The following is a 15,570-nucleotide window of genomic DNA, read 5'->3' as shown; positions in this document are numbered from 1 at the left end:
AATCCACATGGCAAATATCGCCCGCGACATTTTTAAAGCCTACGACATTCGGGGCATCGTCGGTAAAACCCTGACTGCCGAAGCTGCCTACTTAATCGGTAAAGCCATTGCCACCAAAGCCTTAGAAAAAGGCATTACCCGCATCGCACTCGGCCGCGACGGCCGTTTGAGCGGTCCCGGCCTGATGGCACAAATTCAACGCGGTTTTACCGACAGCGGCATCGACGTCCTCAACGTCGGTATGGTTGCCACTCCTATGCTCTACTTCGCAGCCATCAACGAATGCGGCGGCAGCGGCGTGATGATTACCGGCAGCCACAATCCGCCCGATTATAACGGTTTCAAAATGATGCTCGGCGGCGACACGCTCGCAGGCGAAGCCATTCAAGAACTTTTAGCTATTGTTGAGAAAGACGGTTTTGTTGCCGCCGACAAACAAGGCAGCGTAACCGAAAAAGACATCTCCGGCGAATACCACAACAACATCGTCGGCCACATCAAGCTCAAACGTCCGATGAAAATCGTCATCGACGCGGGCAACGGTGTCGGCGGCGCATTTGCAGGCAAACTCTACAAAGGTTTGGGCAATGAAGTGACCGAACTTTTCTGCAAAGTGGACGGCAATTTCCCTAATCACCACCCCGATCCGTCCAAACCGAAAAATCTGCAAGACCTCATCGTCGAGCTTAAAAACAGCGATGCCGAAATCGGCTTGGCATTTGACGGCGATGCCGACCGCTTGGGCGTGGTCACCAAAGACGGCAACATCATCTATCCAGACCGCCAACTGATGCTTTTCGCGCAAGACGTGTTGAGCCGCAATCCTAAAGCCAAAGTGATTTTCGACGTCAAATCCACTCGCCTGCTCGCGCCTTGGATTAAAGAACACGGCGGCGAACCTGTGATGGAAAAAACCGGCCACAGCTTCATCAAATCCACCATGAAAAAAACCGGCGCACTGGTTGCCGGCGAAATGAGCGGCCACGTTTTCTTTAAAGAACGCTGGTACGGCTTCGACGACGGCATGTATGCCGGCGCACGCCTCTTGGAAATCCTGTCTGCCTTCGACAATCCGTCCGAAGTGTTGAACAAGTTGCCGCAAAGTATTTCCACTCCGGAACTCAACATCGACCTGCCGGAAGGCAGCAACGGACACAAAGTGATTGAAGAACTGGCTGCCAATGCCAAGTTTGAAGGTGCGACCGAAATCATCACCATCGACGGCTTGCGCGTTGAATTCTCTGACGGCTTCGGCCTGATGCGTGCGTCCAATACCACGCCGATTTTGGTATTGCGTTTTGAAGCGGATACGCAAGAAGCGATTGAGCGTATTCAAAACCAATTCAAAGCAGTCATTGAAAGCAATCCAGCATTGAAATGGCCGCTGTAAGGGTTTAGGCTAAAAAAAGGCCGTCTGAAAATCATTTCAGACGGCCTTTAATATTAAACATTGATTATTTAAAGTTTGGAAACCAAGAATATCCCGGCTTAATTATCCGACTTGCGCTAACTGCTGACGCATTTCATCGATAACGGCTTTGTAATCCGGTTTGCCAAAAATCGCCGAACCGGCCACAAACGTATCCGCACCTGCCGCCGCAATTTCAGCAATATTGTCTGTCTTCACGCCGCCGTCGACTTCCAATGCGATATGGCGGCCGCTTTGCCGTTCATACTCGTCCAACATCTCGCGCACTTTGCGGATTTTCACCAGCGTATTCGGAATAAAGCTTTGTCCGCCGAAGCCCGGGTTGACCGACATCAGCAACACCATATCCAGTTTGTCCAAAACGTTTTCCAGAATATTGACCGGCGTAGCAGGATTCAATACCAAGCCTGCCTGACAGCCGTATTCTTTAATCAAACCCAAGCTGCGGTCGACATGGCGGCTGGCTTCCGGATGAAAAGTAATAATATTGGCACCGGCTTTGGCAAACGCATGAATCAAATCATCAACCGGCTCAACCATCAAATGCACATCGACCGGCACGGTTGCATACGGTTTCAAAGCCGCGCAAACCATAGGACCGAAAGTCAGATTCGGCACATAATGATTGTCCATCACATCAAAATGAATCAAATCCGCACCGGCGCGGATAACTTCGGCAACCTCTTCGCCCAAACGGGCAAAATCAGCGGACAAAATACTGGGTGCAATACGGTAGTCGGTCATGTTTATTCTCCTAAAGTGTGTCCCTTTGTCATTATCGCATTTTTAACCCTATGTTGTATGCTGCCGACAACACCTCTGCCGTCATTTTTATGAATTTACATTTCATATACATTAATGAAACTTATAATCACATAGTAAGACTTTGAAAATAAATTATTAGATTACATACATCTGCAAAAAAATCTAACATCATTAACAAAAGTTAACTGCATTGATACTGCCTTTCACACGCTTATCGGTTATATTTCCAAACCTGATGAAACATTAGGAAAACACCGTGTCTGTTGCACTTTCCCGCTATCCGACTTTTATTTTCTTAGCACTCGCCCTACTCTGTTCCAGTCTGCCTGCACATGCCGGTCCGTTTCTGGCCACTTTGGACGACTTCCACCCGAATTGCGACATCCGACAGCTCAATTTATCCGCCGACCAACACGCTGCCCTGCGCCGTCTGCGTACCGACTTCAAACAAATCAACGATAAAGCCTATCGTAAAACCGTACGCTCCGACCGCAACCGCCGTCAAACCATCATCAAAATCCTCTCCGGCGACTCATTCGACTCAAACGCTGCCCGCGATTATGTTGAAAACCGCTACCTCTCCAGCATGGACTATGCGGTGGATGAAATGGAAATCCAATACCGCTTCTATCATCTGCTCAATCCGCGCCAACGCCAGCAATGGTTGTCTTCATGCTTGCGCTGATGGATAAATAAAAATACAAAAAGGCCGTCTGAAACCATATTCAGACGGCCTTTACTTTTTCAGCCTTAATCCAACACTCTTTCTTCCGGCAACCGGCCTGCCCAGTCGCAGGCAAACTGCCATGCCGAACGGCCTGAACGGCTGCCACGCATTTGCGCCCATTGCAACGCGGCTTGGCGCGCTGTATCGTCAAAAGGCACATTGAAATCGTCCAACCAGTTGGCTACGGCGGTCAAATAATCGTTTTGATCGAAAGGATAAAAACTCAGCCATAAGCCGAAGCGGTCAGAAAGGGAAATTTTCTCCTCGACGGCCTCTTTCTGATGGATTTCTCCGCGAATGCCCGTAGTACCGCCGTTTTCATCCATGTATTCAGGAATTAAATGACGGCGGTTGGAAGTGGCATAAACCAAAACATTGGTGCAACGTTGCGACAGTCCGCCGTCTAAAGCAGTTTTCAAGGCTTTATAGGTTTCATCACCGGTTTCAAACGACAAATCATCGCAGAAAACGATAAATTTCTCGGGACGCTCAGACAACAGCGTCAACAAAGCCGGCAAGCTGATCAAATCACTTTTGTCTACCTCAATCAGCCGCAGGCCGCGCTCGGCGTATTCGTACAACAACGCTTTAACCAAGGAAGATTTGCCCGTACCGCGCGCGCCGGTCATCAAGACATTATTTGCAGGACGGCCTGCCAAAAATTGCTCGGTATTGCGTTTCAGTCTGTCGGTTTGCGAACCGACTGCCGCCAATCTACTCAAAGGAAACGTATGCGGACGCGGCAGGCTTTCCAAAATACCTTTTTTGCCCATGCTGTGCCAACGGTAGGCCAAAGCGCGCCAGTCAGTTTTACCGGCTTCGTCAGGCAGGATTAAATCCAGACGGTTTAAAACGGAATTGGCTTTTTTCAAAAAATTGGATAATTTCATTTCGGCTTTCTTTTTTTTTTTCAGACGGCCTTTTGCGCCAATACTCGCATCACGGTATCGACAACGGCTTGGGTTTGCGGATCGATTTCAATATTGATGAGGTCGCCTTCTTTGCGGCTGCCAAACAGGGTACGCTCCAAAGTCTCTGGAATCAGGTGTACGCAAAATTCACTGTCGCTGACTTCGCCTATAGTCAGGCTGCAACCGTCCAAACCGACAAAGCCTTTGGTGAGAATATAGGGCTTGAGGTTTTCCGGCAGCTCAAACCAAACGGTACGGTTGAACTCACTGGATTCGATACGGGAAATTCGGGTAACCGCCATCACATGGCCGCTCATCACATGGCCGCCGATTTCGTCGCCAAACCGCGCCGCGCGTTCCAAATTGACACTGTCGCCGACTTTCAAGCTGCCGAGATTGGTTTTGCGTAAGGTTTCGTCCATCAAATCAAAGCTGACTTTGTTGCCGTCGATTCGGGTAATGGTCAGGCAGCAGCCATTGTTGGCGACAGAGGCACCGGTTTGCAGATTGTCGGCGATTTCGGGGGGCAGCTCGACTGTGTGGGTACGAAAGTCGGGCGAAGGTTGGGCGATGTCTGTAATTTTGCCCATACCTTGTACGATGCCTGTAAACATAATGTCTTCTTTCCGATGGTACGATAAGGCGGATATTGTAGCATTTTCCAGGCACAAAGGCCGTCTGAAAGCAGTGATGGCGATGGTTTGGGGTATAATCGGATTTTTATTTCCGCAGCCCGATCATGCTCAGCTACCACCACGCCTTCCATGCCGGCAACCATGCCGATATGCTCAAGCACTTTACCCTCTTCCTCATCCTCGAATATTTCAACCGTAAAGACAAGCCCTATTGGTATATCGATACGCACAGCGGTGCCGGTTTGTATGATTTGAGCGGCGATGAAGCGCAAAAAGTCGGCGAATACAAACAAGGCATTGCGCTCTTGGAACAAGCTGACAAGCTGCCTGCCGAATTGGCCGAATTTGTAGGCCGTCTGAAACAAATACTGCCGCAAGACAACCTTTACTGCGGCTCGCCTTGGCTGGCACAGGCACTCACGCGCGACAGCGACAAAATGCGCCTCTTTGAGCTGCACCCTGCCGATTTTGTCCATTTGCAAAACAATATGCGCGAAGTCCGTCCTGCGCGTAAAGTACAGGTCAGCCAGGCGGACGGTTATCAAGGCTTGATTTCATTATTGCCTCCTCCGCCCCGCCGCGCTGCAGTCTTAATTGATCCGCCCTACGAAGAAAAACAAGACTACCGCCGTGTCGTCCAAGTTTTGAAAGATGCTTTGAAACGCTTTGAAACCGGCTGCTACATGGTTTGGTATCCCTGCCTGAGCCGTGAAGAAAGCCGCAAACTGCCGGACGAACTCAAAAAAATCGCTCCCGACAATTATCTGCACGCCGAGCTCCATGTCCATACGCCACGCAGTGACGGTTTCGGTATGCACGGCAGCGGCATGTTCGTCATCAATCCGCCCTATATGCTTGCCGAACAGTTGCAAAACAATCTGCCCGAACTTTCCAAAATTTTGGCACAAGATGCCGGCGCGCATTATGTATTGGAAAGCAAAACGAAATAAATTCTGCCGTCTGAACGCATATCCAAACGCTTCGATTTTTCCGCCATACCCGTTCAGACGGCCTTAACCCTTTATACTTAAGCCTTTTTCCACTACAATTCATAACATAACAATTAACGACCATCCACTCATGAATATACGCACACCCCTAGCCTGCACGCTCCTGCTTTGCGCGTGCAGCGAATCAGTAAAAAACGAATTTAAAGAAGAATTTACCCAAAGTTTCCGCACCGAATTTGTCCGCTCGGCAACCGAAGCCTGCGTAGAAAAAGCTTCCGGAAAAAGCCCGTTTGATTCCGTGACCACTGAAAAAATCTGCCGCTGCATCGGCGAAAAAACAGTCGACCAAATCAATCCTGAAGAAGCAACCTCGCTTTTGGGCGGCAGCGACTCCATGAGCGACGAGCTGAAAAAACGCATCAAAGACATCAGCACCGCCTGCACTAAAGAAGTTTTAGGTATGGCCGACAGCAAAACCAAATGAACACGCCGTTTTCAGACGGCCTGAAATTGAAAAATATTCGATTCAAACTTAGGAAAAGAGTGAAACCATGAATACATTGAACCAATTCTTAGCCCAACACCTGCCCGAACACAAACTGCCGCAAGAGCTGGCAAGCGTATTGGAATCCGTAGCCGCCGCCTGTTTGGACATCAACGCCAAAGTCCGCCTCGGCGCGCTTTCCGGCGTTTTGGGCATGGCAGGTACCGGCAACATCCAAGGCGAAGACCAAAAGAAACTCGATGTCATCGCCAACAACATCATGATTGATGTTTTAAAAGCCAATGCCAACATCGCAGGCCTTGCCAGCGAAGAAGAAGACACCTATGTCGCCACAAACGAAAACGGCGGCTATTTGGTATTGTTTGATCCGCTGGACGGCTCTTCCAATATCGACGTCAATATCTCCGTCGGCACCATCTTCTCCATCTTGGCGAAACCTGAAGGCGCATTGACTACCGAATCCTTCCTGCAAAAAGGCCGCGACCAAGTGGCCGCAGGTTATGTTTTATATGGTCCGCAAACCCAACTGGTACTGACTGTCGGTCACGGCGTATTTGTCTTCACTCTGGACGATGCCAACCAATTCCTGCTGACCAAAGAAAATCCGAGCGTTCCCGAATCTACTAAAGAATTCGCCATCAATATGTCCAACCAAAGACATTGGTTCGCCCCTGTTCAACAATACATTGACGAATTGCTGGCAGGCGAGACCGGCGTACGCGGCAAAAACTACAATATGCGCTGGGTAGCCAGCATGGTTGCCGAAATCCACCGCATCCTGATGCGCGGCGGCGTATTCATGTATCCGCAAGACAAACGCGATCCATCCAAACCGGGCAAACTGCGCCTGATGTACGAAGCCAACCCGATGAGCCTGCTTATGGAACAAGCCGACGGCGCATCAAACAACGCCATCGAAGCCATGCTCGACATCCAACCTACCGGCCTGCACCAACGTGTTGCCGTATTCATGGGCAGCCGTGAAGAAGTGGAATACGTTTATAATCTGCATCAAAAATAATCAGATATATTAATTTCCAAACCCCAAAAGGCCGTCTAAAATATGATTTTCAGACGGCCTTTTGTTAAAAAATAAAAGAAACAAAAATTAAAAGAGCAGATTCAAATCCGCCCTTTGCTGCTTTCCATCTAAGAACGAGCCAGCTCTTCCGCCGCTTTTTGCACAATATCCGGCGTCAGCTTGTTCAAACAATCCGTATGCCCCAACGGACATTCGCGTTTGAAACAAGGCGAGCAATCCAAATTCAAGCTGACGATTTTTGCCTTTTGGCTTAGAGGTGGCGTATGGTCAGGGCTGGATGAGCCGTAAACCGCAACCAATTTCCGATCAAGCGCGGCCGCAAGGTGCATCAGACCGCTGTCGTTGCACACGACCGTATCGACGCAAGACAACAGATCAATCGCCTCCGGAAGATTGGTTTTGCCGCAAAGATTGGTACACAGGCCGTCTGAAAGTCGGTTGATTTCATCTGCAATATCAAAATCTTTTTGCGAACCAAACAGCCAAACCTGCCAACCCTCGGCTAAATATTGGCGGCCGAGTTCGGCAAAATAACGCGCAGGCCAACGCTTGGCCGGGCCATATTCCGCACCGGGACAAAATGCCAAAATCGGTTTATCCGTCGCCAAACCATGTTTTGCCAAAGCGGCTTGACGGCTTTCGGGATCAATCGTGAAACAGGGATTATCGGAATGGCCGTTAAAATCCGCTTGGGTCGGATGCGCCAGCGCAGTATAGCGGTCGACCATCAACGGCAATGCGGCCTTATCCAACTCACGGATATCGTTCAACAAAAAATAGCGCGACTCGCCGACGTAGCCCGTACGCTGCTTAATGCCCGTAGCTAAGGCAATGATGGCGGATTTGAGCGAACCGGGCAAAACAATCACTTGATCATAGCCTTCTTTTCCCAATTCACGCCCGATACGCCAGCGTTTTTTCAATTCCAACGCACCATGTCCAAACGGATTTTCCATCACACGGTTGATTTCAGGCATACGCTCGAATACGGCCATCGACCATTTGGGTGCAAACGCATCAATGATGCAGCCGGGATGCAGCTCATGCAAACGGCGATAAAGCGGTTGGGTCATAACGCAGTCGCCAATCCAGCTTGGGGTAATAATCAGGATTTTTTTGGACATAATGGAATGTGTTTTTAATTTTGGCTTATTGTAATACGATTTTTAAAAGGCCGTCTGAAACTCGGTTTAACCTCTCAGATCAAAACGTACTACTTGATACACGTCATTTCAACAGATGAACCCTGGTTTGAGCGCATGAAGCGTTTGTCTTCCCAACTATTCTGCAAACTCTGCAAATACCACGCCCAAAATACCAAACATAACGGCGGCAAGCAGTATTTGCTTCATTTTTAAAACCTTATAAAAACAGAAAGGCCGTCTGAAATATTTTCAGACGACCTTTTTATACTGGTTTAACGATGGTAGTTAGGCGCTTCTTTAGTGATTTGTACGTCGTGAACGTGAGATTCGCTCATACCGGCAGAAGTGATTTCCACAAATTCTGCTTTCTCGTGCATTTCAGCAATATTGGCGCAACCCAAGTAACCCATGCTGGAGCGCAGACCGCCGGTCAGCTGGTGGATGATGTTCACAATCGGACCTTTGTAAGGAACGCGGCCTTCGATGCCTTCGGGAACATATTTGTCTGTGCTGTCGGTTTTGTCTTGGAAGTAGCGGTCGGCAGAACCTTGGCTCATCGCACCCAACGAACCCATGCCGCGGTAAGACTTGTAAGAGCGGCCTTGGTAGAGTTCGATTTCACCCGGTGCTTCTTCCGTACCGGCAAACATACCGCCAAGCATGACGCTGTATGCACCTGCTGCCAGAGCTTTGGCAATATCGCCGGAGAAGCGGATACCGCCGTCGGCAATCAGGGGAACGCCGGTACCTTTCAGGGCTTCGGAAACATTGTGAATCGCAGTCAGTTGAGGCACGCCCACGCCGGCCACGATACGGGTCGTACAAATCGAGCCCGGGCCGATACCGACTTTAACGGCATCCGCACCTGCGGCCACCAAATCCAAAGCGGCTTTGGCAGTCGCGATGTTGCCGCCGATGACTTGGATGTGCGGATAAGTTTCTTTTACCCAGCGCACGCGATCGATAACGCCTTGGCTATGACCATGGGCAGTATCGACCACAATCACGTCTACGCCTGCTTCCACCAATGCTTTGACGCGCTCTTCGGTATCGCCGCCGGTACCCACCGCAGCACCGACGCGCAGACGGCCTTCGGCATCTTTATTGGCATTAGGAAATTCGGTTGTTTTCAGAATATCTTTAACTGTAATCAGACCTTTGAGTTCGTCTTGGTCGTTCAATACCAAAACGCGCTCAACTTTGTGCGCATGCATGATTTCGCGGGCTTCATCAATGCTCGTACCTTCAGGAACGGTAACCAAACGGTCGCGGGGGGTCATGATGGCAGAGACCGGCAGATCAACACGGTTTTCAAAACGCAGGTCGCGGTTGGTCACGATACCGACCACTTTGCCGTTTTCAACAACAGGCAGACCGGACATTTTGCGTTTGCGTTGTGCGCGCATTTCCAAGACTTCGCGGATCAATGCGGTCGGCGCAACGGTAACGGGATCTTTCACCACGCCGCTCTCATGGCGCTTCACTTTGGAAACGGCACGCGCTTGCAACTCCGGCGTCATGTTTTTATGGATAATGCCGATTCCGCCTTCTTGAGCCATAGAAATGGCCAGACGCGCTTCGGTAACGGTATCCATTGCAGCAGAAAGTAGAGGGAGGTTGAGCGTGATATCGCGGGTGAGTTTGGTTTGAAGTTTGACATCTCGAGGCAGCACGTTTGAGTGCGCTGGAACCAACAAAACGTCGTCGAAAGTATAGGCTTTTTCTACAATACGCATGATGCTCGGTCTTTCAGTTTGTGCAAGATGCACGGCATTATATCACACCGGCTTGATGCTAACATTGGCAATACATGTTTTAACGTTATTTTTTTACATGATTTGATCTACAGTACAAAAATATGCCAACGCATTGCAGTTTCAAGTAAAATAGGTCGGATGAGAACATCATTTACATAAGGGAAACCCATGAAATCTTCCGTACTCAAAACCTGTCTGACAGCAGCCCTTCTCTCTTCCGCCGCCCTGACCGGCGCGGCCGAGGTTTACACTTGGAAAGGCACGTCGGGCAACAGCTATTCCGATACGCCAAACCGTCTGCAACCGAAGCGTTCCGGCGTGGTCAACATCCGCACACACAACGTCAAACCTGCCGTTGCGCCTGCTGTTTCGGCATCTGAACCAGTTGCCGAGCAGCCCAACGAACAGGTTGCGGAACAAAACAAACAAATTGAAGAACGCAATAAAAAAATCGAAGAGCAAAACCGCCAAAACAAGCTGGAAAACTGCAAAATCGCCAAAATCAACCGCCAAGTTGCCGAAAGCGCACGCTTGGCCAATCGCGACAGCCTGATTAAGCAATACCAAAACGACGTCAATAAATACTGCAATTAAGCTCTCGGATAACAATATCAAAAAGGCCGTCTGAAATTTAATTTCAGACGGCCTTTATTTTTTCAGCCTATCAATAATACAGCTGAACCAACAACAAGCCGATGGCTAAGCTGAATGCCATGCTCAACAGGCCTGGAATCATGAAGCTGTGGTTGAAGATAAATTTGCCGATTTTGGTCGAGCCGGTTGTATCGAAGTCGATAGCGGCAATAATCGGACCGTAGTTCGGAATGAAGAAATAGCCGTTTACCGCAACAAATGTGCCGATAATTATGGGCGCAGGAATACCCAGTTTGATGGCGATTGGGAACAGCGTCGCCACTGTCGCGCCTTGGCTGTTGACCAATACCGACAAGACAAACAGGGCAAAGGCAAAGGTCCATGGCGCAGACTCAACCAAATGGCTGACGGTCGATTCCACTTCTGTTAAGTGGCCGTTCATCAAGGTATCGCCCAACCAAGCCACGCCAAACACCGCAATTACGGCACGCATACCGGCATGGAATACCGAACCTCGGGTAATCGCATCGCCATTGGGTTTACACGCCAAGATAATCAGCGCAGAAGCAGACAACATCACGATTTCAATCGTATGCGCCATACCCATAGGCTTGATCGCGCCATCGTGTTCAAAAGCCGGACGCAACTCAGGCAGCGCACCCATCACGACCACCAGCAATGCCGCAGTCAAGAAAATACCGACCGACAATTTGGCTTTCGGCGAAATGACGACATCGGTTTTTTGTTCCTCCACATCGATATATTCTTTCACATAGTTTGGGTCTTTCAGCAAAGCCTGATAATGCGGATCGTCTTTCAATTCTTTGCCCAGTTTGTTTACAAACACGCAAGCCAAACCGATACCCAAAATCGTGGATGGAACAGTAACTTTCAACACGTCCGCCATTGTAATGTGTTGCGGCTCAAGCATGGTAACGCAGGCAACAACGGCGGCGGCAATCGGGCTGGCGACAATCGCAAATTGGGAAGCGATAACCGCCATCGTCAGCGGACGGGAAGGACGGATGCCATTGCGACGGCTGACTTCGGCAATCACGGGCAAGACCGAGTAAGCCACATGGCCCGTACCTGCCAAGACGGTAAAGGTGTAAGTTACCGCCGGCGCGATAAAGGTGATGTATTTCGGATTGCGGTGCAACACGCGCGTGGCAATCTTAATCATATAGTCCAAACCGCCGCTGGCCTGCATCGCCGCCGCGGCAGACACTACCGCCATAATCATCAGCATCACATCAATCGGCGGGCTGGTCGGTTGAAGATGAAAACCAAAAGACAATACGGCTAAGCCGATACCGCCGAGCACGCCCAAACCAATCCCACCAACCTGCGCACCAATCAGGATACACAGCAGCACAATGGCAAACTGGATAAAAAACATAGTTGACATCACAACTCCCAAAATCCGGCCTTGACCGAAATAAAATTACAAATAGTTGGATTATAGAGTAAACCCTCTTCCCTAACTATACTTTACCTAATTATACATACCAATCTACATCAAATAAATAATATTCTCATTTAACCAATAGACTCATTAAAAGCACAAAAGAGGCCGTCTGAAAATTTTCAGACGGCCTTTATGATTCAAACAGATGATAAGGCTATTTTCCGGCTACTTCTTCATCTTTTATAAAATCCGATACGCCATGAACACAGCGGATTTTGCGTTCCGACAAGGTTGCCTCCAACAAGGCATCGTTTTGCGGCAAGGAATCGCGTTCTGCCTCATTGTGCCAGAGGTGGTACGCAATACCAGCAAATTTCAGATTATGGCGTTTCATCCCGTTATGATAACAACGGGCGACAAATTCGCTGTCTTCCCTGCCCCAACCGACAAAGCTATTGTCGAACCCATTGACGGCAAGCGCATCGCTGCGGAAAAAGCCCATATTGCAAGTTTTGATGCCTTTATGTTTGCGGTTGCCTTTTCGGCCTGCCAATTTGGCCAAACAACGGCAGCGCAAGGCGGAAAGCCGTTTTTCTATCCCCGAGCTGAACATAGACAAGGCAGGCAAATCGCCTTCGTCCAAAATATCCTGCGTTTTATCCTCAGTCAAAATCACGCGGGAGCCCTGTATCAGACGGCCTTTGCGGGCAATCTTCAAATGATCGGCGATAAAAGACGGATCCAAAACCATATCGCCGTCAATCAACACAATATAATCGCTTTGCGCCTGTGCCAACGCACGGTTGCGCGATTCGGCGGCACGAAAGCCCCTATCCGGCTGCCATGAATGTTTGACCGGAATGCTTGTCCTACGGCGGATAAAATCAACTACTTCGGCGGTTTCCTGCCTTGAGCCGTCATCCGCGACAATAATCTCATCCGGCAGACGGGTTTGCGATAAAGCCGATTTCAACACCAGCTCCAAAGCATCGGGGCGGTTGTAAGTGGTGATGATGAGGGAAACGGTTATCGTGCGGTTGCGCTCGTAGAGTTTGACATATTTGTAATACGAACCTTGCGCATTGGACACTGAAATCGTCAGCCCGTCCGCCCCAAAAGCAAAACCGCGTTTAAGCAGATAATTCTTCACAAACGATACGCCGCCATGCAGCAAAGCCTTAAATGGCGAACTGTCTTTCTTGAAGCGGTTTTCTTCCGCATACAGCGAACTGTACTGCTGCATTTTCTGAATCAGCCCTTCGGCGTTTTCAAAAGAATAATGTTTCAGACGGCCATCAAGTTGTCTAACCTTGGCTTCCTGCGGCAACACCAAAGACTCATGCACCTGACGGTCGGAAAAACGGGTAAATCTGCGATGGTAAAGGCGCGGAATAATATCCGGATACCAGCCGCAGCCTTTAATCAGTCTGCCGTGGTAATGGTTCAAACGGGAAAGCGAAAAGATGTGTTCCTTCTCATTTTCCAAAACGGCCGCACGAATGGATTCGATTAAAGCTTCATCCGCCACTTCATCGCTGTCTATGCTGAAAATCCAATCGTTTTGCGCCAGTCTGGCCGCCAAATTTTTCATCGGGCCAAACCCGATAAAGTCATGCTTGTAATAGCTGACATTCGGAAAGCCCTTGGCAATTTCAAAAGTACGGTCGGTTGAGCCGTTGTCCAACAACAGGACTTCGTCAAAGTCTTTCAGCGCACTCAAAACTTCTGAAAGATAACGTTCTGAATTTTTTACCAACATGGCGGCGGTTGCCGGAATTGTGTGCATCATAAAAAGGCCGTCTGAAAAAGGAAGCTGTATTTTAACCGATATACCGCTACAATATGTCCTCCTTTTTTTTAGACGGCCTGACTCATGCAGCTTATTCTTGCCCCCATGCAGGGGCTGGTGGACGATGTGATGCGCGACCTGTTGACGCGTATTGGCGGATTTGACGAATGTGTCAGCGAATTTGTCCGCATTACGCACACGGTCCACTCACGCGCCACTTGGCTTAAATATGTTCCCGAAATCGCCCATGCCAACCGCACGCCGGCCGGCACGCCCTGTACTGTCCAGCTTTTGGGCAGCGATGCGGAAAACATGGCCGTCAATGCTTTGGAAGCCGTACGTTTCGGTGCGGACAAAATCGACCTCAACTTCGGCTGTCCCGCGCCGACGGTCAACAAACACAAAGGCGGTGCGGTCTTGCTCAAAGAGCCGGACTTGATTTACCACATCGTCCACACCCTGCGCCAACACCTGCCGCAACACATTCCGCTGACGGCCAAGATGCGGCTCGGTTATGAAGACAAAAGTCTGGCATTGGAATGCGCTTCCGCGATTGAAAACGGCGGCGCATGCGCGTTAACCGTCCATGCACGCACCAAAGTCGAAGGCTACGAACCGCCGGCACATTGGGAATGGGTGCGCAAAATCCGTGATGCAGTCAGTATTCCCGTTACCGCCAACGGCGATGTGTTCAGCCTTCAAGACTATCTCAATATTAAAAGCGTCAGCGGCTGCGACAGCGTGATGCTCGGGCGCGGCGCCGTTATCCGTCCCGATTTGGCGCGGCAAATCAAACAATATGAAAACGGCGAAACAGTCAAAGATACCGACTTTGCCGAAGTTTCCTCATGGATAGTCCAATTCTTCGACTTGTGCCTTGCCAAAGAGGCCAACAACAAATATCCGGTTGCCCGTTTGAAACAGTGGCTGGGCATGATGAAAAAAGAGTTTGAACAGGCGCAGGTATTGTTCGACCGCATCCGTGCCGTCAAAGAAGCGGATGAAGTGAAACAGATTCTGCTGTCGTTTGAACAAGAGATGCATTCATGATTAAAAAAGGCCGTCTGAATTTCAGACGGCCTTTGATTTCATCACCTACATACATAATCAGCCAACAATCTGCCTTTTTCCGCACTGGCTGCATTAGCCATATTTACCTGTCTGGTCTCAGGGCCATTCTTAGATTTCAGGGCTTCGCTCATTTTTCTGGCAAATTCTTTATTGGCACCGGTCACCCTTGACTCGGTAGAATCCAACACAAAGCCATCTTACTCATATTTGCCTTGCGCAGTAATAATCAAGATATTTTCAGGCGAAGGATAATCCGGAAAATCAATATAGTTGGTAACCAGCTTATAGGAAACGCCTTTTCCGTGTTTCATATCCTGACAGATGCCGTTAGGCGCGGTAAAGACTGCATGGCCGATCCGACTACGTCCGAAATCGTAAAAATCGATTCTCTTCGCAGCCGCCAACAGTTTTCTATCGTTGCCGTCATTAATATTTAATGACTTGCCGTTTACCAAAAACAAGGTCGGCAACAAGGGGCTGCCATGAGAGGCTTCCAAATTATATGCTTCACCCAACAGCTTACCCTGACGATACACAGTCAAAACAGGCTTTTTCAGACCATTTTCCGGATTACCGGTTTTCTTAAAAGAAATCTCCTGAACCACATTGCCAAATTCATAATAAGGCCGCGACTGCACGCCTGTTTTCGTGTCCTGCAGGGCGCTCCAGTCACCGCCCGTAGTTTGGGCGCACGCAGTCACAGCAGCAAACAGAATACCCGATAATAAAACTTTAGAATGTTTCATTCATAAACTCCTTCTCAAGTAAACAAAAGAACGGATGTGTGCCTTTACTGCCTAATTTTGTTTCTTTATTAAAATTTTAGAACCATTGCACTAACT

Annotated in this window: 15 protein-coding genes; 7 read left to right on the top strand and 8 right to left on the bottom strand. The window is 49.3% G+C overall.

The annotated features are described in order from the left end of the window. The first annotated feature begins 7 nt into the window (after window positions 1-7). Window positions 8-1,390 (top strand): phosphomannomutase/phosphoglucomutase, encoded by a 1,383-nt coding sequence (locus HMPREF2872_RS08220; protein WP_070632832.1) that lies wholly within the window; start codon window positions 8-10, stop codon window positions 1,388-1,390. Between the two features lie 102 nt (window positions 1,391-1,492). Here the strand turns inward: HMPREF2872_RS08220 and rpe are convergent, their stop codons facing one another. After that, on the bottom strand, window positions 1,493-2,173 hold the full coding sequence (gene rpe / locus HMPREF2872_RS08215) for a ribulose-phosphate 3-epimerase (protein WP_003678905.1): 681 nt from the start codon (window positions 2,171-2,173) through the stop codon (window positions 1,493-1,495). Window positions 2,174-2,450: 277 nt separating this feature from the next. On the opposite strand from rpe, the gene HMPREF2872_RS08210 reads away from it, so the two are divergent. After that, complete coding sequence (locus HMPREF2872_RS08210; RefSeq protein WP_003683375.1) at window positions 2,451-2,879, top strand: Spy/CpxP family protein refolding chaperone; 429 nt, start codon at window positions 2,451-2,453, stop codon at window positions 2,877-2,879. Window positions 2,880-2,944: 65 nt separating this feature from the next. On the opposite strand, the gene HMPREF2872_RS08205 is transcribed toward HMPREF2872_RS08210, so the two are convergent. Both HMPREF2872_RS08205 and HMPREF2872_RS08200 read right to left on the bottom strand, forming a co-directional pair. Beyond that, window positions 2,945-3,811 (bottom strand): ATP-binding protein, encoded by an 867-nt coding sequence (locus tag HMPREF2872_RS08205; protein ID WP_070632830.1) that lies wholly within the window; start codon window positions 3,809-3,811, stop codon window positions 2,945-2,947. 20 nt (window positions 3,812-3,831) lie between these two features. Further along, on the bottom strand, window positions 3,832-4,446 hold the full coding sequence (locus HMPREF2872_RS08200; RefSeq protein ID WP_003683409.1) for a riboflavin synthase: 615 nt from the start codon (window positions 4,444-4,446) through the stop codon (window positions 3,832-3,834). Between the two features lie 125 nt (window positions 4,447-4,571). Here HMPREF2872_RS08200 and rlmJ point away from each other — a divergent pair, with 125 nt between their 5' ends. The 3 genes from rlmJ to HMPREF2872_RS08185 all read left to right on the top strand — a co-directional run bounded on the left by rlmJ (window position 4,572) and on the right by HMPREF2872_RS08185 (window position 6,943). Further along, window positions 4,572-5,417, top strand: a complete 846-nt coding sequence (gene rlmJ / locus HMPREF2872_RS08195) for a 23S rRNA (adenine(2030)-N(6))-methyltransferase RlmJ (RefSeq protein WP_070632828.1) — start codon at window positions 4,572-4,574, stop codon at window positions 5,415-5,417. 130 nt (window positions 5,418-5,547) lie between these two features. Continuing rightward, on the top strand, window positions 5,548-5,901 hold the full coding sequence (locus HMPREF2872_RS08190; protein WP_070632826.1) for a hypothetical protein: 354 nt from the start codon (window positions 5,548-5,550) through the stop codon (window positions 5,899-5,901). Window positions 5,902-5,968: 67 nt separating this feature from the next. Beyond that, window positions 5,969-6,943, top strand: a complete 975-nt coding sequence (locus HMPREF2872_RS08185; RefSeq protein WP_070632823.1) for a class 1 fructose-bisphosphatase — start codon at window positions 5,969-5,971, stop codon at window positions 6,941-6,943. Between the two features lie 128 nt (window positions 6,944-7,071). Here the strand turns inward: HMPREF2872_RS08185 and waaF are convergent, their stop codons facing one another. Both waaF and guaB read right to left on the bottom strand, forming a co-directional pair. After that, the gene (gene waaF / locus HMPREF2872_RS08180) at window positions 7,072-8,088 is read right to left on the bottom strand and encodes a lipopolysaccharide heptosyltransferase II (RefSeq protein ID WP_070632821.1); all 1,017 of its coding nucleotides are present in this window, start codon (window positions 8,086-8,088) and stop codon (window positions 7,072-7,074) included. Between the two features lie 293 nt (window positions 8,089-8,381). Next, window positions 8,382-9,845: an IMP dehydrogenase gene (guaB, locus tag HMPREF2872_RS08175; protein WP_003678893.1), complete on the bottom strand. Its 1,464-nt coding sequence runs from the start codon at window positions 9,843-9,845 to the stop codon at window positions 8,382-8,384. A gap of 189 nt (window positions 9,846-10,034) precedes the next feature. Here guaB and HMPREF2872_RS08170 point away from each other — a divergent pair, with 189 nt between their 5' ends. Next, complete coding sequence (locus HMPREF2872_RS08170) at window positions 10,035-10,460, top strand: DUF4124 domain-containing protein (RefSeq protein WP_049329680.1); 426 nt, start codon at window positions 10,035-10,037, stop codon at window positions 10,458-10,460. Between the two features lie 70 nt (window positions 10,461-10,530). Here the strand turns inward: HMPREF2872_RS08170 and HMPREF2872_RS08165 are convergent, their stop codons facing one another. Beyond that, window positions 10,531-11,859, bottom strand: coding sequence for an anaerobic C4-dicarboxylate transporter family protein (locus HMPREF2872_RS08165; RefSeq protein ID WP_070632819.1), 1,329 nt, complete (start codon window positions 11,857-11,859; stop codon window positions 10,531-10,533). A gap of 223 nt (window positions 11,860-12,082) precedes the next feature. After that, a complete protein-coding gene (locus HMPREF2872_RS08160; RefSeq protein ID WP_070632817.1) occupies window positions 12,083-13,657 on the bottom strand; it encodes a glycosyltransferase family 2 protein in 1,575 nt (524 codons plus the stop codon). Window positions 13,658-13,741: 84 nt separating this feature from the next. Between HMPREF2872_RS08160 and HMPREF2872_RS08155 the strand changes: the two genes are divergently transcribed. Further along, entirely contained in the window at window positions 13,742-14,707 is a 966-nt protein-coding gene (locus HMPREF2872_RS08155; RefSeq protein WP_070632815.1) for a tRNA dihydrouridine synthase, read from the top strand. 218 nt (window positions 14,708-14,925) lie between these two features. Here the strand turns inward: HMPREF2872_RS08155 and HMPREF2872_RS08150 are convergent, their stop codons facing one another. Further along, window positions 14,926-15,474, bottom strand: a complete 549-nt coding sequence (locus HMPREF2872_RS08150; RefSeq protein ID WP_283119011.1) for a DUF8095 domain-containing protein — start codon at window positions 15,472-15,474, stop codon at window positions 14,926-14,928. Window positions 15,475-15,570: the final 96 nt, after the last annotated feature.

Source organism: Neisseria sp. HMSC069H12 (assembly GCF_001812735.1).
GTDB classification, from domain to species: domain Bacteria; phylum Pseudomonadota; class Gammaproteobacteria; order Burkholderiales; family Neisseriaceae; genus Neisseria; species Neisseria subflava.
Note: the sequence above shows the minus strand (reverse complement) of the source record. Positions and strands in the feature narration are given on the sequence as shown.